The organism is Roseateles sp. Mitsp63 (assembly GCF_059491535.1).
The window spans coordinates 3,577,047-3,597,265 of sequence record NZ_CP168509.1 but is presented as its reverse complement, the minus strand read 5'-3'; the positions used below and the strand labels follow the sequence as shown (position 1 = coordinate 3,597,265).

At 64.2% G+C, this 20,219-nt stretch carries 19 protein-coding genes; 3 read left to right on the top strand and 16 right to left on the bottom strand.

What is annotated here, in order from left to right:
* Positions 1 to 86: 86 nt before the first annotated feature.
* Positions 87 to 836: a TetR/AcrR family transcriptional regulator gene (locus ACEN96_RS15770; RefSeq protein ID WP_495584038.1), complete on the top strand. Its 750-nt coding sequence runs from the start codon at positions 87 to 89 to the stop codon at positions 834 to 836.
* A 241-nt stretch (positions 837 to 1,077) separates the two neighbouring features.
* On the opposite strand, the gene ACEN96_RS15765 is transcribed toward ACEN96_RS15770, so the two are convergent.
* The 13 genes from ACEN96_RS15765 to ACEN96_RS15705 all read right to left on the bottom strand — a co-directional run bounded on the left by ACEN96_RS15765 (position 1,078) and on the right by ACEN96_RS15705 (position 16,250).
* On the bottom strand, positions 1,078 to 1,995 hold the full coding sequence (locus ACEN96_RS15765; protein WP_495584037.1) for a polysaccharide deacetylase family protein: 918 nt from the start codon (positions 1,993 to 1,995) through the stop codon (positions 1,078 to 1,080).
* Between the two features lie 16 nt (positions 1,996 to 2,011).
* Positions 2,012 to 3,064 carry a bifunctional UDP-4-keto-pentose/UDP-xylose synthase gene (locus tag ACEN96_RS15760; protein ID WP_495584036.1) on the bottom strand — a complete coding sequence of 351 codons (1,053 nt, stop codon included), beginning with the start codon at positions 3,062 to 3,064 and terminating at the stop codon, positions 2,012 to 2,014.
* Positions 3,061 to 3,972, bottom strand: coding sequence for a formyltransferase (locus ACEN96_RS15755; RefSeq protein WP_495584035.1), 912 nt, complete (start codon positions 3,970 to 3,972; stop codon positions 3,061 to 3,063). Before ACEN96_RS15755 ends, ACEN96_RS15760 begins: the two co-directional genes overlap by 4 nt.
* A complete protein-coding gene (locus ACEN96_RS15750; protein ID WP_495584034.1) occupies positions 3,969 to 4,961 on the bottom strand; it encodes a glycosyltransferase in 993 nt (330 codons plus the stop codon). The genes ACEN96_RS15755 and ACEN96_RS15750 overlap by 4 nt, the downstream gene beginning before the upstream one ends.
* A gap of 7 nt (positions 4,962 to 4,968) precedes the next feature.
* The gene (locus ACEN96_RS15745) at positions 4,969 to 5,340 is read right to left on the bottom strand and encodes an EamA family transporter (RefSeq protein ID WP_495584033.1); all 372 of its coding nucleotides are present in this window, start codon (positions 5,338 to 5,340) and stop codon (positions 4,969 to 4,971) included.
* A complete protein-coding gene (locus tag ACEN96_RS15740; protein WP_495584032.1) occupies positions 5,337 to 7,061 on the bottom strand; it encodes a glycosyltransferase family 39 protein in 1,725 nt (574 codons plus the stop codon). Before ACEN96_RS15740 ends, ACEN96_RS15745 begins: the two co-directional genes overlap by 4 nt.
* 508 nt (positions 7,062 to 7,569) lie before the next feature.
* Positions 7,570 to 9,018 (bottom strand): IS1182 family transposase, encoded by a 1,449-nt coding sequence (locus ACEN96_RS15735; RefSeq protein ID WP_495588560.1) that lies wholly within the window; start codon positions 9,016 to 9,018, stop codon positions 7,570 to 7,572.
* Positions 9,019 to 9,305: 287 nt separating this feature from the next.
* A complete protein-coding gene (locus ACEN96_RS15730; protein ID WP_495584031.1) occupies positions 9,306 to 9,920 on the bottom strand; it encodes a hypothetical protein in 615 nt (204 codons plus the stop codon).
* A gap of 500 nt (positions 9,921 to 10,420) precedes the next feature.
* Positions 10,421 to 11,398: an AAA family ATPase gene (locus ACEN96_RS15725; RefSeq protein WP_495584030.1), complete on the bottom strand. Its 978-nt coding sequence runs from the start codon at positions 11,396 to 11,398 to the stop codon at positions 10,421 to 10,423.
* Positions 11,395 to 13,587: a hypothetical protein gene (locus ACEN96_RS15720; protein ID WP_495584029.1), complete on the bottom strand. Its 2,193-nt coding sequence runs from the start codon at positions 13,585 to 13,587 to the stop codon at positions 11,395 to 11,397. Before ACEN96_RS15720 ends, ACEN96_RS15725 begins: the two co-directional genes overlap by 4 nt.
* On the bottom strand, positions 13,574 to 14,122 hold the full coding sequence (locus ACEN96_RS15715; RefSeq protein WP_495584028.1) for a hypothetical protein: 549 nt from the start codon (positions 14,120 to 14,122) through the stop codon (positions 13,574 to 13,576). Before ACEN96_RS15715 ends, ACEN96_RS15720 begins: the two co-directional genes overlap by 14 nt.
* 301 nt (positions 14,123 to 14,423) lie before the next feature.
* Positions 14,424 to 15,029, bottom strand: a complete 606-nt coding sequence (locus ACEN96_RS15710; protein WP_495584027.1) for a LexA family protein — start codon at positions 15,027 to 15,029, stop codon at positions 14,424 to 14,426.
* Between the two features lie 732 nt (positions 15,030 to 15,761).
* Complete coding sequence (locus ACEN96_RS15705) at positions 15,762 to 16,250, bottom strand: hypothetical protein (RefSeq protein ID WP_495584026.1); 489 nt, start codon at positions 16,248 to 16,250, stop codon at positions 15,762 to 15,764.
* A 133-nt stretch (positions 16,251 to 16,383) separates the two neighbouring features.
* Here ACEN96_RS15705 and ACEN96_RS15700 point away from each other — a divergent pair, with 133 nt between their 5' ends.
* Positions 16,384 to 16,728: a hypothetical protein gene (locus ACEN96_RS15700; protein ID WP_495584025.1), complete on the top strand. Its 345-nt coding sequence runs from the start codon at positions 16,384 to 16,386 to the stop codon at positions 16,726 to 16,728.
* 23 nt (positions 16,729 to 16,751) lie between these two features.
* Here ACEN96_RS15700 and ACEN96_RS15695 read toward each other — a convergent pair whose 3' ends face one another.
* A complete protein-coding gene (locus ACEN96_RS15695; protein WP_495584024.1) occupies positions 16,752 to 17,768 on the bottom strand; it encodes a hypothetical protein in 1,017 nt (338 codons plus the stop codon).
* Positions 17,769 to 18,357: 589 nt separating this feature from the next.
* On the opposite strand from ACEN96_RS15695, the gene ACEN96_RS15690 reads away from it, so the two are divergent.
* Positions 18,358 to 18,765: a hypothetical protein gene (locus ACEN96_RS15690; protein ID WP_495584023.1), complete on the top strand. Its 408-nt coding sequence runs from the start codon at positions 18,358 to 18,360 to the stop codon at positions 18,763 to 18,765.
* Positions 18,766 to 18,777: 12 nt separating this feature from the next.
* Here ACEN96_RS15690 and ACEN96_RS15685 read toward each other — a convergent pair whose 3' ends face one another.
* Together ACEN96_RS15685 and ACEN96_RS15680 are read right to left on the bottom strand one after the other, a co-directional pair.
* Positions 18,778 to 19,359, bottom strand: coding sequence for an SLATT domain-containing protein (locus ACEN96_RS15685; protein ID WP_495584022.1), 582 nt, complete (start codon positions 19,357 to 19,359; stop codon positions 18,778 to 18,780).
* Positions 19,337 to 20,215, bottom strand: a complete 879-nt coding sequence (locus tag ACEN96_RS15680; protein WP_495584021.1) for an SMODS domain-containing nucleotidyltransferase — start codon at positions 20,213 to 20,215, stop codon at positions 19,337 to 19,339. The genes ACEN96_RS15685 and ACEN96_RS15680 overlap by 23 nt, the downstream gene beginning before the upstream one ends.
* Positions 20,216 to 20,219: the final 4 nt, after the last annotated feature.

Below are 20,219 nucleotides of genomic sequence, written 5' to 3'. Positions count from 1 at the left end.
TGTGTGTCCAAATGCTCACCAAACCTTAACCGGGCCCTGGAAGAGCCGGCCGATCGGCGGGTCGTGACAGCGGCATGATGGCGGGCATGAGCACTTCGGATCCCTCTCCACCCCGGCGGCGCGAGCAGCAGCGCTCGGTCGACACGAAGCAGGCGATCCTGCGGACCGCGCTGAAGGAATTCGCCGAGCGCGGTTTCGAGGCCGCCAGCATGCGGGCGATTGCCGAGCAGAGCGGCCTGACGCATCAGCTGATCTGCTATCACTTCCAGTCCAAGGAGGTGCTGTGGCAGGCGGTGGCGGCGCTGGTGTACGAGGAACTCGCGCGCGGGCGCGAGGCGCTGCTGGCGCAGGGCCGGCCGGAGCGGGCGATCGATCAGCTGCGGCAGGAGTTCGTCGCGTACTTCCAGTTTTCGATGGCGCAGCCGCATCTGCACCGCTTCATGCTGCAGCGGCGCGAGGGCAGCCAGTGCGAGGATCGCCAGGATTGGCTGGCGCAGCAGTTCCTGCGGCCGCACTTCGAGGGAGCGAAGCCGCTGATCAAGGCGGCGCAGAAGGCAGGAGACCTGCCCAAGGGGGATCCGGCGCTGCTGTACTACGCGGTGATCTCGCTGGCCAATACGCTGGCCATGATGGGGGCGGACATCGAGGCCACCACCGGCCAGGCGGCCTCGGACCCCAAGACGATGAAGGAGTTCCTGAAGGTCGTGGACGCGCTGGTGTTCAAGGCTGGCGCTGCCTCTGCCGCAGGCAAGCGGGTGAGGGGGGATGAAGCTGGTTGCACTGCGGCGGATGCTGGCCCTCACCCCTCCCTCTCCCGCAAGCGGGCGAGGGTGTAAGAGCAAGAGCCCTTGCGCAAGAACTCCCTCGCCCCCCGCGAGGGGGGAGAGGGCAGGGGAGAGGGGGTGCTTCGAAGGGCAGCAGCGCTGTGGCACGAGCCCCCTCTCCCCTCCCTCTCCCCGCTGGGGCGAGGGGGTTTACTGCGCCGCCCGGCTCTTCTTACCCCCTCGCCCGCTTGCGGGAGAGGGAGGGGTGAGGGCCAGCGGCGGTGGCAGTGCGAAGGTCTTGCTTTCATCTCCCCTAGCAAGCGGGTGAGGGCGCCGTCGGGGCGCCGCTGATCATCAACTCGCCGCTGCGTCCCGGCACCGTGCCCCATTCGAGCGGCGAGTCTGGAAATCGCCTGCCAGCGATGGCTCCATGCAGGTCCTGCAGCGCGCAGAGCGTATGTCCCTGAGCCCGCCAGCCGGCGAGCAGCCGATCGAAGACCGGCGCCAGCGCGCCGCCTTCAAGCTCCGCATGCAGCGTGAACACGTGATCGGCGTCTCCCTCCGTCAGCCGAAGCAACGCCTGATCCACCGACGCTTCCATCACGCCATCAAGCCCGATCAGCTCATCGAAGGTCGGCAGCGTCGTCGGCATCTGCAGGTGCTCGAGCCGCGTTCCTCCCACCACCGGCCGATAGGGCCCATCGCCGCGCCCATCGGACGCATAAGCCATTCCCCATTCATCGATCTGCCTCAGCGCGAATCCGTTGCTCTGCCAGCCCGCCGCCCCATGCGTCGATGGCGCGGCGCCAAAGATCTCCTGAAAGCGCGCATACCCCCGCGCCATCTGCGCGCGGGTCCAGCGCTCGTCGCGATGCCGCACATGGTCGTGCCACACGACATGGTCCCAGGCATGCAGCCCGCATTCATGGCCGTCCCACGCGCATTCGCGCATCGGCGCCGCCGCCCGGCGGCCAATGTCCGGCGCGGGCAGCAGCACGCCATAGGACAGCGTCTTCAGCCCGTAGTGCCGCACGACCGAGGTCCGCGAGACCTTCGTCAGGAAGCCCGGCCGGAATACCCGCTTGAGCGCCCATCCGGTGTGATCCGGCCCCAGGCTGAAGAGGAAGGTCGCCCGCGCGCGATGCCGCCGCAGCACCGCCAGCAGCCGCGGCACGCCTTCGACCGTGCCGCGCAGCGTGTCGACGTCCACCTTGAGCGCGATGCGGGCCATGCCGGCCTGCGGCGCGTCAGTGCGCCGCCGCGACCAGCCCGCGCGCCTGCTCGACGATGCCGCGATACGACTCGAAGATCCGCCGCAGCGAGGTGTCCAGATTGATCGCCGGCGCCCAGCCCAGCCGTCGCCGCGTCTCGTCGATGTTGGGCCGGCGCGCCTGCACGTCCTGATACCCCGCGCCATAGAAGCTGTCCGAGCTCGTCTCCAGCAGCCGCACGCGGCTTGCCTGCGGCGCGTACTCGGGAAACTCGGCGGCGATCGCCAGCATGCGCTCGGCGAGCTGCCGCACCGACATCACGTTGTCCGGATTCCCCACGTTGAAGATGCGCCCGCTCGCCGCGCCGCCCTCATTGCCGATGATCCGCACCAGCGCGTCCACGCCATCCTCGATGTCGGCGAAGGCGCGCCGCTGCTGACCGCCGTCGACGAGCTGGATCGGCTCGCCACGCACGATCTGTCCCAGGAACTGCGTCACCACCCGCGAGCTGCCTTCCTTCGTGTCGAAGATCGAGTCCAGCCCCGGGCCGATCCAGTTGAAGGGCCGGAACAGCGTGTAGTTCAGCTGCTGCTCCTGGCCGTACGCATGGATCACGCGGTCCATCAGCTGCTTGCTGCAGGCGTAGATCCAGCGCGGCTTGTTGATCGGCCCGTAGATCAGCGGCGAATGCTCCGGATCGAACTCGCCATCGGCGCACATGCCGTAGACCTCCGAGGTCGACGGGAACACCAGGTGCTTGCGGTACTTCACCGCCGACCGCACGATCGGCAGGTTGGCCTCGAAGTCCAGCTCGAACACCCGCAGCGGCTCGCGCACGTAGGTCGCCGGGGTCGCGATCGCGACCAGCGGCAGGATCACGTCGCACTTGCGGATGTGGTACTCGATCCACTCGCGGTTGATGGTGATGTCGCCCTCGAAGAAGTGCATGCGCGGGTGGTCCACCATCGCGCCGAGCCGGCTGCTGGACATGTCCATGCCGTAGACCTCCCACGGCGTGGTCTCCAGCAGGCGCCGCGTCAGGTGATGGCCGATGAAGCCGTTGACGCCGAGGATCAGGACTTTCTTCATGGGGAACTGCTTTCCGCGAAGGACAACAAGGCGACGGCGTCGAGCGCTCGCCCGCCGTCCAGGACTTCGATGAGGCGCAGCACGCCCCCGTCGCCGCAGACCGCGGCCGGCTGGCCGCCGATGACGCGAGGCCCGGGCGGCGCCGCGACCGTGCCGGCCTCGGGCCAGGGACGCGCGCGGGCGATGACCAGGCGCCGGCCGCCGTGCTCGACGAAGGCGCCAGGGTAGGGCGGGGCGACCGCGCGGATCAGGCGATCGACGGCGGCCGCGGGCCGCGACCAGTCGATGCGGCCGTCCTCGGGCTTGCGGCCGCCGAAGTAGCTGCCCGCGGCCAGATCGTTGACGCGCCGCGGCGCCGTGCCCGCCAGCAGCGCCGGCAGGCTGCGCCACAGCACCTGCTCAGCGGCGACGGTGACCTTGTCGAAGACCTGGCGCGCGTCGTCCCAGGGCAGGATGGGCACGGCCTGCTGGTCGACGATCGCGCCGGCATCGGGCTTGGCGACCATCTCGTGCAGCGTCGCGCCGGTCTCGGCCGCGCCGTGCAGCACGGCCCAGTTGGTCGGCGCGCGGCCCCGGAACTTCGGCAGCAGCGAGCCATGCATGTTGAATGCGCCCCGCGGCGCCAGCGCGAGCAGCGATTCCGGCAGCATCGCCCGGAAGTAGAACGAGAAGATCAGGTCGGGCGCCGCGTCGGCAACCGCCCGCGCGAGCGCGGGATCCGCGACGTCGTCCCCGTGGATCCACGGCAGGCCGAGTTCCTCGGCGGTGTCGGCCACGCGCCGGACCCAGAGTGTCTCGCCGGGATGGTCACGGTGCGTGACCACCAGCGGCACCTCGACGCCGCCGGCCCGCAGCACGCGCAGGCAGCGATCGCCGACGTTGGAATAGGCGAAGACCACGGCCCTCATGTCGCTTCCTCCGAGTCCTTCTCCAGCACCGCCGCGATGCGGTAGCGCGGCCGGCGCCGAACCTCCTGCTGGATGCGGCCGACGTACTCGCCCATCAGGCCGATGCCGAAAAGCACGATGCCCACGAAGAAGAACAGCAGCGCGAAGAGCGTGAACACGCCCTCGACCTCCGACCCGAGCAGGAAGCGCCGCGCGACCAGCAGCAGGAACAGCAGTCCGGCGCCGATCGAGAGTCCCATGCCAAGCAGCGAGAACCACTGCAGCGGCACGATGGAGAAGCCGGTCATCAGGTCGAAGTTCAGCCGCAGCAGCTGGTAGAGCGAGTACTTGGACTCGCCGGCGTGGCGTTCCTCGTGCGCGACCTCGATCTCGGTGGGCGTGGCGGCGAAGGTGTAGGCCAGCGCGGGGACGAAGGTGTTGACCTCCTGGCAGGCATTGAGCGTGGCGACCAGCGGCCGGTCGTAGGCGCGCAGCATGCAGCCCTGGTCGGTCATCTCGATGCGCGTGATGCGCTCGCGCAGGCCGTTCATCAGCCGCGAGGCGACGCGCCGGAAGGCGTTGTCCAGCCGCTGCCGGCGCACCGTGCCGACATAGTCGTGGCCCGCGCGCACGGCGGCGATCAGGCGCGGGATCTCCTCGGGCGGGTTCTGCAGGTCGGCGTCCAGCGTGATCGCGATGCGGCCGCGCACCTGCGCGAAACCGGCCATGATCGCCATGTGCTGGCCGAAGTTGCCATTGAACAGCACCACCCGCGTCACGTCGGGGCGGCGCTGGAACTGCTCGCGCAGCAACGCCACCGAGCGGTCGCGGCTGCCGTCGTTGACGAAGATGAGCTCGTAGGGTTCCGCCAGCGCGTCCAGCGCCGGGTAGAGGCGCTCGAACAGCGCGCCCAGCACGCGCTCCTCGTTGTAGACCGGGATGACCACCGAGACCGCGATGGCGGACGGCATGGCGGGATCGGAGCCGCACGGGTGGGCGATGTCGCTCATGCGGGTCTCAACTGCGGTACATCACGGCGACGCCGGCGAGGATCAGCGCCATGCCGGTCCAGCGCATCGGGCTGACGGTCTCGCCCAGCAGCGCCGACGCGGCCAGCGCGTTGACGACGTAGCCCAGCGACAGCATCGGATAGGCGAGCGACACGTCAACGCGCGACAACCCGACGATCCACACGCCGACACTGACGACGTAGCAGCCCAGGCCGGCGAGGATCGGCCACTGCGCGAGCACGCGCAGGATCGTGCCCGGCAGCTGCGCGGGGTCCAGGCTCAGGCTGCCCAGCGGAGTGACGCCGGCCTTGAGCAGCAGCTGCGCGCCGGCGTTCAGGAGCACGCCGGTGAGGATCAGGGCGAAGGTGGCTGGGGTCATGGCGGTGGCGCCGTGAAGTTGGCGACGACGACCCGCCGCGCGTCCCGCGCGACGACGCGCATCGGCAGGCCTTGCGACTGCAGGTCGCGGAAGGTCTCGGGCGCCATCAGCGCGAGCGCCTGCGGGCCGTGGGCCCAGCGCTGCCTGAAGGCGGCGAGCGTCGGCAGCCAGCGTTCGGGCGCCTGGCTGACGCCGTAGGCGAGCTCGTCCGGCTCCTCGACCATCACGAGCGTGCGCCGCAGGTAAAAGGGCAGCGTGTGGTCGAGCTTGCGCACGCCGTAGAGCGGCATGCCGGCGCGCAGCTCGCGCTGGATGGCGGGCACCAGGTCCACGCCGGAGGCGGACCGTCCGAAGGTCTCATGCCCCAGCAGCGCCAGCGTCAGGCCGAGATAGAGGCCGAGCACGTAGGCCGCGCGGCTCGCGGTGTGCCGGCCACCGCGTTGCAGACGCAGCGCCGCGGCGGCACCGGCCGCGAAGGCCACGCTCGCCGCGCAGACCCAGCGGCCATAGGCGAGGAAAAGCTCGGCCTCGCCGCGCTTGGATCCGGCCTCGATGAACGAAGGCGCGGCGATCGCCGCGACGGCGAGTAACGCGAAGCCGATCAGCATCGTCCACATCCAGCGGCGCCACGTTGCCGCGCTCAAGCGTTCGAGCGAGGCGCCGCAGAGCAGGGCGAGGGCGGGGAAGACGGGGACGATGTAGCCCGGCAGCTTCGAGGACGATGCGCTGAAGAACACGAAGATCGCCGCGGCCCAGATGGCGGCCAGCAACGCGGGCCGCAGCGGACGCGCCGCGGGGCCGGAGGAGGGGGCTGTCTCGCCCTTGACGGCGCGCGCCATCGCCGCGGCGAGCCCCAGCCACGGCAGGAAGCCGAGTACCAGTTGCGGCACGAAGAACCAGAAGGGGCCATCGCGGCGATGGACTTCCGAGGTGAAACGCTGGAAGTGCTCGTGGATGAAGAAGAAGCGCGGGAAGTCGGGATGACGCAGGCTGATCGCGATGAACCAGGGCAGCACCAGCCCGAGGAAGACCAGCCCGCCCGCCGCGACGTGCAGCCGGCGCCAGAGCGCGAGATCGCGCGTGACGAGGCTGTAGACGACGAGCACCAGTCCCGGCAGGACGATGCCGATCAGGCCCTTGGCGAGCACCGCCATCGCCATCGCGGACCAGGCCGCGAGCATCCATCGGCGCCGCTGCGCGGCGGCCGCTTCGGGATGCTGCGCGATCAATGTCGCGGCCAGCACGACCGCCAGCGCGGCCGAGACGGTGATGTCCAGCGAATTGAAGTGGGAGGCGATGTACCAGCTCGGCGACGTCAGCAGGACGCCGGCGGTCCAGAGCGCGGCGCGATCGCCCCACCAGCGGGCCGCGGCAAGGGCCGTCGCGGCGATGCCGGCCAAGCCCCAGACCGCGCCGAAGAAGCGCGTCTGCCATTCGCCAAGCCCGAAGAGCTGGTATGACAAGGCGGTGAACCAGAGGTGCAGCGGCGGCTTCTCGAAGTACAGCAGCTCGTGATAGCGCGGCGTGAGCCAGTCGCCGCTGGTCCACATTTCACGGGCGATCTCGGCGTAGCGGCCTTCGTCGCTGGGCAGCAGATGGCGGGCATCCAGCGTCCCGAACCACAGCAGCAGCACGGACGCGGCGGCGAGCCAGAGCCAGGCGGACCGGTGGCCAGCCGCGTGGGCCGGCGATCGGGAATGGGCGCTTGCGTGCAGGGTCACGGCGAAGTCCCGGCGCGGCCGGGTTCGGACGGAGTGATGCGCGGCATCGTGCGGCGAGCTGACTTAACGTCGATTTAAGAGATCGACCGCAGTGAGCGCGCGCGGCCTTCGGTTCGGTGGACTGTGCACACGCAATGCGGTCAGCTTCGTGACATGCGCTGGTCGAGGTAGGCGAACACCCGGGCCGCGCTGGCAAGGCCTGGCCCCGCCGGACATCAATGAATCTGACAATGTGCATTATGTGATTGTAGGTGGACACCTTTCCGGCTCACCTTCTGTTCGGCAACCCACGAGATGCGTCAGACTGGGTTGCACGTCTGAGGAACCGGCCCTAACCCGTTGATTCTTCGTTGGGCCGAGGCCGTGTGGAAACGCGGTTTGACTGCGGCCCGCCACGAGCTTAGGCCAAGCACGTCCCCAGCGAAGCGCCCACGGGCTCTCCGAGGGCTCGTCTGAGCTTGAGGAGTGCTCAGGGCATCCGAGCTGCGATGCGATGTTTAAAGGGCGCTCATGCGCCCACCAGCCTCATCGCCTGCGCTGCCTTCTTGATGCCCAAGATCTGCATCACCCGTTTGAGGTTGTAGGCCAGGACCTGCAAGCTCATCTCGGTGCTGACGTTGCCGAGCCTGCGCGTCAGGAAATGCGTGCTGCCCATCCAGTGTTTGAGCGTGCCGAAGACATGCTCTACCGTCCGACGTCGGATCATCATGGCATCCGTGTTTCGATCCAATCGCAGCTGCATGGCATCGAGCACGCCCTGGTGTTCCCATCGCGAGATGCGGCGGTGCTTGGATGGCGTGCACTGCGTCTTCATCGGACATGCGGGGCACGCGCTGCTCCAATAGCGGCGGATCTGCAGCCCGTGCTCATCGCGCGTGAAGCGATAGGTGGCCCGCTCGCCTGCTGGACATCGGTACTCGTCGTCCTTGGCGATGTAGATGAAGTCAGTCTTGTCGAAGCGACCCTCGGCCTTCGCGCTTGACGTCATCGGCCTGGGCACGAAGGGCCTCATGCCGTTGTCCGCGCAACGCTTGATCTGCGGGGCGTTGAAGTAGCCCCGGTCGGCGTAGACCTTCAGATTGGGCTTACCCATCGCCTCCTGCGCCGCGAGCGCCATGCCGCTGAGCTGTGCTCTGTCGCTGCCGATGTTGGTGACCTCGTGCGCGACGACCAGGTGGTGCTTGGTGTCGACCGCTGCCTGCACGTTGTAGCCCACGACGCCGCTGCCCGCGGCCTGGGTCGCCATCGCACGCGCGTCCGGATCCGTGAGAGATACCTGCTTGTCTGGCTGCTTCAGGAGGTGCTGCTCCATCTCGTCTAGCCGCTGCATCTGCTCACGCAGACCATCCAGCTTGTGGCTGAGTTGGGCATACCTTGGGCCGAACTCCATGAGCGGCAACGTCCTGTCCGCGGTGTCGAGCGCCGCGAGGTAGCGCTGGATGCTCTCCTCGATCTGTTGGCGCCGCTTTTCGATCTTGGTGGCGGTGAAGTTCTGGTCGCGGCTATTGACTGCCTTGAACTTGCTGCCGTCGACCGCCACGCCGTCACCGCTCAGCAGCTTCAGCTGCCGGCACAGCTCGACGAAGCGACGGCAGACGCTGCGGATGCCCTGTCCGTTGTCACGGCGGAAATCGGCGATGGTCTTGAAGTCCGGAGCCAGCCGCTCAGTCAGCCACATCAGCTCGATATTGCGCTGTGCTTCGCGCTCAAGCCTCCGGCTTGACTGGACACGGTTGAGGTAGCCGTAGATGTAGATCTTGAGCAAGACCGCCGGGTGGTAGGCCGGGCGGCCCGTCGCCGCTGGCGTGGCGCCAGCGAAGCCAAGCGCTTCGAGATCAAGCTCTTCAACGTAGGCATCGATGACGCGGACAGGATTGTCTTCAGCGATGAAGTCATCCAGGCACTCTGGCAGCAGCGTCACTTGATGCCGCCCCTGACCTTCGACGAATCGCGCCATCGTCACCTCCACCATGTCGCATCGACACGATGAATCTAGGCAGCGTCGATCAGATCACCAGGAGGGTTTTCACACAGCCTCGGTCTAAAGGCGCCATCCCCGGATGAACGCGACGTGGGTGGCGACGACCCCCGGATGAACCGAACTGGGTGGCGACCCCCGGATGAATTCTTGTGGGTGGAGAGACCCCTGGCCTGGCGGGCCTACGTGGCCGTCGGCCGCTGGCGGATGGAGTCGTAAACCGCGACTGGCGCGGTCATTCCGTTTTCAGACGAACTGGGGAAGTTTTAGCCGGCCACCGGCAGAGGTCTTCTGCAAGACTCGGCGGCGGCTCGACAGGCGCGCAGTAACTCATCGTCCGACATCCCGTCGGCAATGAACAAACCCTTGGAGGTCGTGATGACCTTCGCGCGTCGCGCATCTTCAAAATTCCAGAATGCCTCGGACCAGCCATGCTTGGACACCGAGCCAAGATGTTCCAACGCGTCCACGATGAAGAGCCGCAGCTGCTCTCGGGCGACCAGCGGCTGCGCCAAGGCCGGCACCGAACGGTCGGCCGCCCACAACGGGGTGCTGCCACGGAACGATGGCCACTTGGCCAGCGGCTCGGGCTCAATGCCCATGGCAAGTCCGGCTTGGAGAAATGCCGAAGCCACAGGACACGTGAAGGCACGCGCACCGCGGTACTGCCCCATCGAAGATACAGCCTCTCCTTGTGCGCACTGCCGATGGTCGCCGGCGATGCAGTCCCAAAGGGCACAGAGCTGGTCGAAGAGCCACACGTCGACCTCGTACCGGTCGTCGCTGAAGAACTTTGCGCTCTCTGCCGCGACCCATACTGATGCGCCGTCATCCGCTCGCTGCCATGGAAGCTGTCGACGCTCAGCGGTCCTGACGTGCATGCAATCCGCCGTGAACCCCGCTCGCCAGTCGTCCGGCGCGTAGGCTAAAGGCTGCCGACACTCCGGACAGTTCCACGGAGTCACTAGCAGCGGGTCCACAACGCGGCTGCAGTGCTGGCATCGTTCCAGAAGTGGAACCTGGTGGACAGGGCACTCGGCAATGCGCGCATCCTGGAACAGCGGTGAGTGGTACCAGCTCGCCAAGCATTGTGGGCACCAGCGCAGCGCTAGCCGATAGTGCTCTCGCTCATGCAATGGAAGTGGCGCCTCCGAGCAGAAGCTGGCGGCGCTCCATTGCGGCGGAAGATGAAGCTGCTCCCCTACCCTTGCGATGGAGCTCCGAGACCCAAACCACAGCAGCGCACGGTGGGTCTGCGACACACCGACCAGGTATTCAAGCACTGTGAGGATGGTGGCCGTGCTGACGAAAGCAATGCGGGCCGCGAGCGTCCACAGCGAGATGCCCTCGACATACCACCGCGTCGACCACGGCAACGGAATCACCGCCGGCTCCCCTTGCTCTTCTTGGTGTGTTCCGTGCGAAGTTCTTGTGCCACCGCCATACCTGAATCGCGCACAGCGTCGGCCACGAGACGCCGCATATCTCCAGCCAGGCTGGCATCCTGCTGTAGCCGCAAGAGGATGAATCGGATGGAGCGGACGGCAAAGCGCGGCGTTACCTCAAGCTCAGCGGTTTCCAGCCCCATGGCCCTTGCTTGCTCTCGGAATTCATCCCACAGCAGGGAAGCCTGGGTCTCCAGCCGCCACCCTGCGCGAAACAACTTCGGCACGAAGTGTTCGGTGTACGTTGGCCCGCCGTTCTCCGGCCAGCGGGCATGGTCAACGTGCTTCATCAGCAGGACCAGGTCCGAAGCCTTCAGTCCGTGAAACTCATGTATTGACGACGCAAAGAAGCGCTCAGCGAGCGAGCGACCCGCAGGAATGCTGAAGAGGTCAACCGCCTTGCTCCGGTAGTCCGGCTCTGCGAGCAGAAGAACGAGCAACTGAATACGCTTACGCGCCAGGTCCTCCAAAGCCGCCTTCAGCGATTCGAGAACGGCGGGCCCCAACTGGTGTGCTTCGTCGATAAGCAGCGCAGCACGCTGCGTTTGAGCTTCGTCACAAGAGAGCGCGATAGCGTTGACTGCATTCTCATAGTCGCTGTGAACCGGCAGCCGCCTCGAGCTCGGACCCTTTGCCGTCTTAGCACGCTGGAAAGAGCGGTAGAACTTGGGAATGTCACCGCGGGAGTGGACGCCAATGGCCGACGCCCACCAAGGAACAACCTTGTTGTCTCCAGCGAGGAAGTCAAATAGGTCGTAGGCGGCGGTTGTCTTGCCAACTCCCGGCGGCCCCATCACCACCAGCGACGGCAAGCTGAGCTGCAACGCGTTCGTCGCCGCTGTATTGAAAGCACTGATGGGCCCCGTGCTCGCAACCCATCCGTGGTCGAGCAACAAGGGGTGCAGCGAGTTCATTTGTACCGCTGCCGATTGATGATGCCGAACTCGTCCGATGTCATGCCAGGCGAGGCCCCATCAGTTCCTGCCGCCGAGAGCTGGTCTAGCGCAGACGCCGGTGCGACCTCGATGGTGGGCTCGTCCTCGTCCGGGTCGTAGCCCTCCCCCTTCATGATGTCCTTGGCTTCCAGTAGAAGCCGCTCGCGGTCTTCCTCGCTCAGGTCGATGTAGGTCAGATTGCCCGTGCCCGCGCGTCCCATGAAGCTCAGCAGCCCGCCCATGAAGTGCTGGAATGCCTTGTCGTTTGTCTTCTGGCTGGCCAGCGCACCCACAACTCCCGCCATGGTGTTGGCCACAGATGCGCGATGCTGCGTGGTCACGCGCTTGGCGTACCGATTGGTCAGCAGGCGCATCTCGATGGTGTGCGGCGTCTCCGCGTACCGTCCAGCAATCGCGACCGGATAGGCCCGGTCAGGGAAGGCATGCGGGACGACGATGGCAAATCGAGCATCCTCTTGAACGTAGATGTCGACCTCCCGATTCGCGACGTGGTACAGGTCTCGATGCAAGTTCAACGCAGCGCTGGTGTAGACGGCGTCGCCGTGCCGAACCACAAGAGGGCTGAGCGAGTTCCCGTTGCGAAGGTGGCCAAGCGCTGGCGACCGCTTGCCTGGGTTCTTCGGCAGGAAGCGGAACAAGCTGGGTGGGGTGAACTGACCGAAGCCACTACGGAACACCCTGCCCTTGCGCCACATGTCTTCGGCGGCATGCAGCGGCGAGACGCCGCCGAGTGCCAGCATCGGCGTCACGTTCCAGTTGCGGCACAGCACGTCGAGGATTTCTTCGGCAAGCCACCATGTGATGCGATATCGAACGGCTGCCTCTTGAGCGTCGGGCTGCCTGGCTGGGTCGTCGATGCCGGTGCCGGTGGCAGATGGCAGCATCGACATGGCCGTTGACCACGCCACAAATAGATGCTCAACGAATGCATGCTTTTCCGGCACGCCCACGCGGCCGTTCACGATGCTGCAGCGAAACGTGTCTCGGATGCTCTCGAGCGTGTCCTCCGCCAAGTGCGTCGAGTCGTTGTCCAGGCACAAGGTCTTGCACATCGAGCCGCTAAAGACGGAGGGCTCCAGGCCATATGCGGCGCCCTCGTGGTACCGATACTCGGCATGCTCCAGCGTGAGCTTTGGTCGCGCCGGCGGGAATGCGGCGCGGTACAACAGCCGCTTGATGTCCTGAGTCCGATATCTCGGTGAGTGGCTCACGCAAGAAGCCATGCGCAAGAACACGGAGCAGTCCACGACACTCAGCCCCCACAAGCGCCTCGTCATTACCTCCTGGAACTTGCCGTTGAGCATCGGCAACAGCATGGTCCAATGGGCATTCAGCTTGTTCTCATCGAGCTCCCAGCGTTCGAACAAGTCGTAGCCGCGCGGACGGACAGCCTGGCCTTCGTTCAGTCGTGCATGGTCTCGCTTGAAGAGCGCCGCCTTGTCGGGAGGCATGACGCGGTATGCAGCCTCTGCTGGGCGCAGGAAACATTGCTTCTTCCACCATCTACGAACGGCCTCGTTGCCGACCGTGGTCGTGTCGACCGTCCTCCGAACGCCGGTTTCTTTGTCGACCTCTTGTCGAACGTAGGGCCACTGCTTGGGAGAAGCTTCGTGCAGCCCCCGAGCCCTGCAGAGCATGGTGAAGTGGTCGTGGACCTTGCGGGGCGTCAGGTGCTTCAAAGGCACCTCCGACTTCTTGCCATCAGGGAAGCAAAAGATGCAGAGGTCGGCTTCGATGTCGGGGTGCTGGTCGAAGAACTTGCGAAGCTCCTTGCCGTACGGCGATGCGGCAGGGTCGTCGGGCGGCACCTTGGCCGACCAGCCGGGCACACAGGCCCAGTAGCCGTTTATCGCGCCGGTACGCGGGTTGTGTTCCAGAGCCCGCCGCAGCAGGCGATAGAGCTGCCCCCTGGTTAGCCTGGCGAGCGGCCGCGCGTTGACGATGTCGAGTTCCTTCTTGCCGTCAACGTAGTCGTCGAGTGCGCCCCACGTGGCCAGATACCGGTCTTCGAGCTCCCTGCCCTCCCGGTCCTTCGCGAAGTAGCTGCCGCGGTCCGGGCGAGGCCAGTTCGCCCTTGTGGGCATCCCATCGACCAGTTCCTGACGCGTGCACCGCAGCTGAACTGGGTCGGGACTACCGGAGGCCATGGGTAGCTCCTTGCACGAGCCATTGCTCGCTCATGCGCACCGAGGACATCGGCAGGTCGACCAGTCGACGGCGCCACAACCGCAGCGCCGCGGCCTGGACGTGACTCTCGGGTCGGTGGAGCTGGCTGGCCAGCTGCGCGATGGTTCGCGGTGAACGGTGCACTGCCATGAGCAGGTCCCGCTCGATGTCGGAGCTGTCCCAGTCGCGCGCATGCGCCAGGAAGTAGTAGGCGTCGGTGCGGTTGGTGAACTCGACGCGGCTGTGCTGGATGAATTCGTCGGTCAGCACCCAGCTGCTGGCACCAAGCCGCTCGGCATGGAACTGCTGCACCTTGGCCCAATCCGGCAGCTCGCCGGCGTAGTGCGCGTCCATGGCGCTCCAATAGGCCGTGCCCCCATCCGACAGCGTCAATGTCAGGCCTGGCTTGGTCCGCGCTTCCTCGCCGTTGCGGTGGAACAGCCACTCTGGTCCACCGGTGACCGCGTCGACGCAGCCCTGCGACATCCAGGCCAGCTCGAACAAACGTGCGGTCATCCAAGTATGGGCATGCCGGTACCCGGGAGTTTCGGGCAGGGGTATGCCGTAGTTGGCGTAACTACGTGCCATGGGACACCTCAATATCAAAAATGCGCCTGGAGTTATTTACAGGGGCGCAGTAATCAGAGTGAGGAAAACAATTCTGAATCATATTTTTGAGTTTGTGTCGAAGTTTTAGATTGAGCGCCATGCAAATTTATTGATGCCACATTGCTAATCTAATATCAACTCGCTGGAAACAAATACGCCTGCTGCGCTAAGTATTCGAAACCGCAATTTGAATTGCGGCACCTTAATGTCAGACGAGCAATTTGCGGGTGCATGCATACCGGCGGAACTGACCGATGACGACGCCGACCACCTCGCAGTCCTCGGCGGGATAGATGTCGGAGAACTCGGGGTTGCACGCCTTGAGGTAGGGCGCCCCGCCCTCCTCCTGCGCCAGTCGCTTGACGGTGTATTCGCCGCGAAGCATGGCCACGACGATGTCGCCGAGCGTGGGAATAGCTCCGCGCTTCACCACCACGGTGTCGCCAGGCAATAGGCCGGCGTCGCGCATGGACTCACCCCGAACGGTCAACAGAAACGTCCGAGTGGGCTGGTCGACCAGGTATTCGTCGATGAGCATGCCTTCGGATTCGAGGTCCGCGGCTGGCGCTGGCAACCCGGCTTGGACGGGGCCGAGAACCTGGCGCTCGAAGAACCTCTTGCCGGGCTGCAGACGGCCGGTATCGCTTGCGCGCAGATACCCGGTCGACTTGAGCTTGTTGACGGCGTCAGCAACGGTTGAGACCGAGACCCTGGTCAGCTTGGCCAGCGCACCGAACGACGGCATTGCGCGGTTCGTGGCGTAGTAGTCCTGAAGGGCTCCCAGGGCGCGCTGCGGGGTGGAGAGAAGGCTCATGCTGGATGTTCATACAGTGTCGTAGCCGTATGTTCATTCGGTTACGACGGGCTGTCAAGTCCCAGCGGCCCCTCCCTCGGGCTGGACCGGCTGGGTGGCTATACGAATCCCGAAACCGCATAGGAGTACCCCATGTCGCTAATCAGAGACTTCTTCGCAAGCTCCCCGCCTAGTCCAGAGAACGCCCATCGCTTGTTCGTTCGTGAATCGCTAGCCGAGCTGACTGCGCAGGCAAGGGCTTTTTGCCAGCAGTACCCATTCGTGCTTAGCCCACCACACGTAAGAAGCGTCTATAGCGACTTCTGTTTTGGAATATTGCTTGGCCAAGCGGAGCACTTCCGCGAAGCTGGCCTATTCCTCAATGACGAGAGTCGTCAACGGCTCTGCAACTGGCTTCTAACGGAGCACGCCCAAGTGCATGAGACTATCGTTGGCGCCTTTGCCGCGGAAGTAACCGGTGGCTGGAACTACCTATTGGCTAGTGCACTGGTATCGGCGGACCCATACACTTCGACGATAACCCGGCTAGGTCGGCACGCCTATTCATTGCTAGCCCGTAAGGCATCGCAAGCGGCACAAGCCCGGGCTGCGGCAGCGCTTATGCAACTAGTTCGCTTGGCTGCCAATTCGGGCGGCAATGACCATCAGCTCTGGGCAGGAGTGATGGAGGTCGAGCGGCAGCTTTACGGTGACTGACCTATTTCGCTGGGTCGCTGCACGGCCCGGCTTGCTTTATCGGTATGACCGAAACTGCGCGACTACGACCGCAGCCACCTTCCAGCCATCGGCAGGGGCTGACGCCAAGACTCGCCTTCGGCCCTGCGTCAGCAGGAAAGTGCCGGACAAGTCGCTTCGGCTTGCGGGCGCGAGAACGAGGTAGTCGCCGGCGAGCACACCATCCGTCACCAGTGGTGAGCCTCTGGGAACCTGAAGCACGTTGAGCTCAATGCCCTTGGGTAGCGCTTCCAGCAGCTCGGGCGGGATGCTCGGGGTGCGCTTGCGACTGCCGTCGAACAGCGGGCCTGGCAGGAGGCGGCCGGCGCGCTCGTCCTTGGCCAAGTAGCCTTGCCTAACCAGGGCATTGGTCACATCGTGTGCCGACGAGGGCGAGGCATAGCCCATCAACTCGGCGAACGCTTGGATGGACGGCATGCCGCCATGGGTGGCGTAGTGCTCGCGGAGCTTTTCCTTGGCTTCGTCGATGCGGGACGGACGGGGCATGTCTGGGAGGATACCGCCTCGCCGAGCGCGTAGTCGAACGTTTGTTCGCCTTCGACGAAGCCCCTGAACTTTTCGAGGGGGCCATATAAACATCGGCGGCTATGCAAGACACCTATTCCCTTGTGAGCCCGCCATGAACGCCAAGCAACAATATCTCCTTACGCTTCACAAAACCGCAAACCAAGAACTTCTGCATCAACCTGGCATCACTTCTGCTGTCGACGTGGATGCTCTCGCCATGTTCGTCAAAGGGCCCAAAGCACGGGTGCAGGTTTGTCTTAGCGAGGTTCCGCCAACGAAGGGGTCGAGTGCGCCGACGGTCCAGGTCTTGCAAGAGTGCCAAGTACTTGTGCCGAACCTCGATGAAGAGTCGTTCACTGCTCCCTGGAACCTTCCCAACGACAGCGACTGGGAACCTATTGCAATCTTTCATGGGAAGGAGTTAGCGCGAATTGTGCTGCTCGGACCTTGGACCTAACGCATTACTCGAAGGTGCCAAGCTCAGTTCACGCCGAGCTCTTTCCAAAGGTCCCTTCGTAGGTCCAGGGGCAAACCTTCCGCCAGTTCATCGGGCAGAGAGATTGAGCACTTCAAAGAGTGCTGGTTCAGTCCACTGCTTTCGCTTTGAAAGCTACGCGGTGCCAGCATCGCCCATGCACCAACAAGCCCACGGTCCTGCGTACAAATCGCAACCTTGCTTTCGCCCAAAACCGAATACGCCTTCATTGCCATTTCTAGCAACCACACGTCAGAGCAAACGTTGTATAGATTTTCATCGGTAGGTGGCAGATGTGGCTTCACGACCGCAGCGCCAGGACACCAATGCTTTGGGCGCTGCTTGGGCGCAAAGAGAGCGTCAACAACAAGCAAGTACAGAAAGGAGAGCTGGGGTAGACCAGACCGTTCTCGCTCCTCTTGAACGGCTCGTAGCACCGCGCAATGGTCCGGCGCCCTTGACGCCATGGTCTTGAAGAGCGGCCACACCTTACGAAGGAAGTCCCGTTCACGCGGCCATCGTTCGATGTGCTCAGAAACTAAACCGTAAGCCGCTAGGACCTGAGCCTGCGACAGCGGTAATGCTCGACCAGGAAATCGTCTCTCGAACTTCTTGCAGACCTCAATGGCACGAGCTTCGATTTCAACCAACGAGGGGAACCGTCTATTGTTCCCCTCGATAGCAGGCAGCATGGGGTTCAGTCGCTGAGCGCCCATGTGGAGTGCGTCCGATTGATGAACTTTTCGCGACCCAAGCGCCTCTTTAAAGCCACCCAGGTTACCTGCGATGTTTGAGTCCGGAAGAAAGACCTCGACTTGAGCAATATTCGCAGGAAGCCAGCCTCCAGGAACCAGCGCAGCGTATTCGAGGCCCGACCCGCTTCGGGTCATGCTGAAGTTGACGGCAGCTGAAACGTCAACGTCGTTGTGTTCGGGACCCGCAATGTTCACTCTTGCGTTCTGGATTGAAAAATCGACGGCTCCTTCTCCAACATAGCACTTGCGGTATGCGGCGAGCCCCATGGGCCTAAACTCTAGTCGCTCACCCTGTGGGCGCACGTCGACAACGTGGCCATCGTGCTGTTCGAAGCGGAGAGCATGCATGCGTCTGATTCGGCTGATTTCGTGGCTATTGTGTAGTGCGCCTGTTTAGCCTCCTCTGGTCCACAACAGAGTGACTACCTGTGCTCTCTCTCGCTCTCATCAGTCAACGGCAGGCAGGGCCCTGTGGGGTCGAAGACGGAAGAGTGGCTATACGGCGGACATTATTTTTCAGGGAGTCGCCGTGTCAGAAGGACCATCCAAAAATAGCTTTTCTCGTCGGGGCCTTGTCCTCCTAGGCCTGGCGTTCGGAGCACTAGCACTCTACTTCTTCATGGGCCACTCCCCTGAACCCGAGACGCTGAGCCCTACTACTAGCTCGGCGCAAGCCGACGCGCAGCCCGCACCCCCTAGCCCCGCCCAAGCCGAGCAAACACCCGCTCCTCCTGTCATCTCCGCCCTCAAAACGCCTGAGGAGAAGCTTGCAAATGCGCAAGAGACGTTCGGCACCCTAAAAGGGTTCATTGAACTGGCCTCAGCCTTTCATGACATGGGAGTTGGGAAGGTACAAATGGACCTTCGCGCCAATGAAATTGCGAGCGCACGAAAATTCGCCCACACCTTGATTGAAATGATGCAGAAGCGCCAAGACGAGGTCTGGGCAATCACAAATCGGCTCTCGGCTGACGAAGAGCTGGACCCGACGCTTGTGGAAAAGGTTGAGGAAGCGTCTAACGCACTAATGGGCGACTTTGCGAGTTCGGCGGCTGGAATTGCAAGCATTGCAGACTTCGGGATGGGAGAAAATCGCTCGGACTTGGCTGAAGCCAAGAAAGATTTGCGGGCGCTGAAGAACGCAATGCTTGCGGTCTACAAGGCCTATGGCTACTCCGCGAACCAAGTAGACATGGAGACCTGGCGGCTCAAGCCCGCAGCGGGAGCGCAAAAGCAGATGCAGCCGGGCACCACAGCCACGTAACACCGGCCTCGCCTATGGATTCTTTGCCGAAGCAAATCGCAGCTGCTTCGGCAGCATCTTGTTCAACTCCTCGTCGGTGAAGAACAGCTCTTCCGCTTCCTTTAGGGCCTTCTGCGCGGCGGCGTAGGCCTTATTGTTCGTTCGAGGTGCCGCCTTGTAGATGTCTTCCAAGGCAGCGTTCAGGCGGTCGCGCTCCTGGCGAACTTCGTCCACCGCCCGGCCGTCTTGCAAGTCGACCAGGAGGCTGAGGAGCGCCTCGCGGGCACCCCACAGCTTGGCGCCAACCTCGGTATGCAGTTGGGCCTGCTCGCCGAGCGAGGCCTCCTTGAAGTACAGCGTGAAGCCCAGCAGGATGGCCGACAGGACGGCGCCGATGATGGTGCCAATCGGCTTGTCCCCAAAGATGGCCAACAGCAAGCTGCTCGCGGTCGCTGCAGACAAGACGATTTCGGCGACCTTGATGCGCTTGTAGCGCGCCACGTACTGGTCTGCCATCTTCTGGTGGGTCTTGTGCGTGTACGCGGCGCGGCCGTACATCTCGCGCAGCTGCCCTTCCAGCGCGGAGGTCGGGTTAGCTGGGGAAGTCGGTGCCATAGATGCCCCTGTAGAGTTGCTTTGCGGTGTAGTCATAGTTGTGCTGCTGGTTGTCGATGGCTTCTATGGTGCGCAGCTCGGCCTGCCGTGCCTTGTACTGGAAGCCACTGCCATAGACCCAGGAGCCGCTGCCCGGCGCCGTCCAATACGTCTTGCCGGAGTCTTGGGCCGCCAGGAAGGCGAAGAAGTCCCGGGTCATCCAGTCGTAGTAGACGTAGGACTTGTCCTTGTACGCCCAGCCGTCGATGAACTGATAGGCCAAGGTGTCGATGAGCATCCCGCTCATGGAGACGTTGTTCTGGTCACGCCACGCACGAGCCATGCGCGCCAGCTCGACCAAGTTGCCGTTGCACGCGGTATTGCGAGTGCTGAAGGCGGTCATCTCCTGCTTGGGCTTGCAGGCGCGCCAGGTACCGCCGTTGTTGGTGTCCGCAAACGTGTAGCCGCCCTCGGTGTTCAAGAAGGCCGGCAGCACCTCGAACCTCACACCATCATCAAACCGCAGGACGACGACCTGTCCGTCCCCGCCGATTTCGGTCACGGAGTAGGTCTTCTGGATGGACGCGCGCACGTGGGCCAACAAGGCCGACTGCCCGTTGCCGGCGTGGCCGTTGAAGCGTGTGTAGAGCTCGTTGGGCAGCTCGTACAGCAAGTCGACGTCGCTCACGCTCGGGATGGCCGTCGAGCGCCCGTAGGACCCAACATAGAAGCGATAACTCGTCTTCGAGTCGAGGCCGCGCAAGTCGGCGTTCAGCTGGCCGGCGATGCGCCCGGTTCGATAGCCGATAGAGCCGCGCTTCTCCGTGCCGATGCGGATGTTCCCGCAGAAGGTTTGGAACCAGTCACCAACACCCACAACA

What these genes read in the sequence shown, in the direction of transcription:
- ACEN96_RS15710 (WP_495584027.1), bottom strand. Translation starts at nt 15,029, where the DNA reads ATGAGCCTTCTCTCCACCCCGCAGCGCGCCCTGGGAGCCCTTCAGGAC.
- ACEN96_RS15700 (WP_495584025.1), top strand. Translation starts at nt 16,384, where the DNA reads ATGAACGCCAAGCAACAATATCTCCTTACGCTTCACAAAACCGCAAAC.
- ACEN96_RS15690 (WP_495584023.1), top strand. Translation starts at nt 18,358, where the DNA reads ATGGACCTTCGCGCCAATGAAATTGCGAGCGCACGAAAATTCGCCCAC.
- ACEN96_RS15695 (WP_495584024.1), bottom strand. Translation starts at nt 17,768, where the DNA reads ATGGGGCTCGCCGCATACCGCAAGTGCTATGTTGGAGAAGGAGCCGTC.
- ACEN96_RS15770 (WP_495584038.1), top strand. Translation starts at nt 87, where the DNA reads ATGAGCACTTCGGATCCCTCTCCACCCCGGCGGCGCGAGCAGCAGCGC.
- ACEN96_RS15715 (WP_495584028.1), bottom strand. Translation starts at nt 14,122, where the DNA reads ATGACCGCACGTTTGTTCGAGCTGGCCTGGATGTCGCAGGGCTGCGTC.
- ACEN96_RS15730 (WP_495584031.1), bottom strand. Translation starts at nt 9,920, where the DNA reads ATGCACGTCAGGACCGCTGAGCGTCGACAGCTTCCATGGCAGCGAGCG.
- ACEN96_RS15685 (WP_495584022.1), bottom strand. Translation starts at nt 19,359, where the DNA reads ATGGCACCGACTTCCCCAGCTAACCCGACCTCCGCGCTGGAAGGGCAG.
- ACEN96_RS15720 (WP_495584029.1), bottom strand. Translation starts at nt 13,587, where the DNA reads ATGGCCTCCGGTAGTCCCGACCCAGTTCAGCTGCGGTGCACGCGTCAG.
- ACEN96_RS15760 (WP_495584036.1), bottom strand. Translation starts at nt 3,064, where the DNA reads ATGAAGAAAGTCCTGATCCTCGGCGTCAACGGCTTCATCGGCCATCAC.
- ACEN96_RS15765 (WP_495584037.1), bottom strand. Translation starts at nt 1,995, where the DNA reads ATGGCCCGCATCGCGCTCAAGGTGGACGTCGACACGCTGCGCGGCACG.
- ACEN96_RS15725 (WP_495584030.1), bottom strand. Translation starts at nt 11,398, where the DNA reads ATGAACTCGCTGCACCCCTTGTTGCTCGACCACGGATGGGTTGCGAGC.
- ACEN96_RS15705 (WP_495584026.1), bottom strand. Translation starts at nt 16,250, where the DNA reads ATGCCCCGTCCGTCCCGCATCGACGAAGCCAAGGAAAAGCTCCGCGAG.
- ACEN96_RS15745 (WP_495584033.1), bottom strand. Translation starts at nt 5,340, where the DNA reads ATGACCCCAGCCACCTTCGCCCTGATCCTCACCGGCGTGCTCCTGAAC.
- ACEN96_RS15735 (WP_495588560.1), bottom strand. Translation starts at nt 9,018, where the DNA reads ATGGCGCGATTCGTCGAAGGTCAGGGGCGGCATCAAGTGACGCTGCTG.
- ACEN96_RS15750 (WP_495584034.1), bottom strand. Translation starts at nt 4,961, where the DNA reads ATGAGCGACATCGCCCACCCGTGCGGCTCCGATCCCGCCATGCCGTCC.
- ACEN96_RS15755 (WP_495584035.1), bottom strand. Translation starts at nt 3,972, where the DNA reads ATGAGGGCCGTGGTCTTCGCCTATTCCAACGTCGGCGATCGCTGCCTG.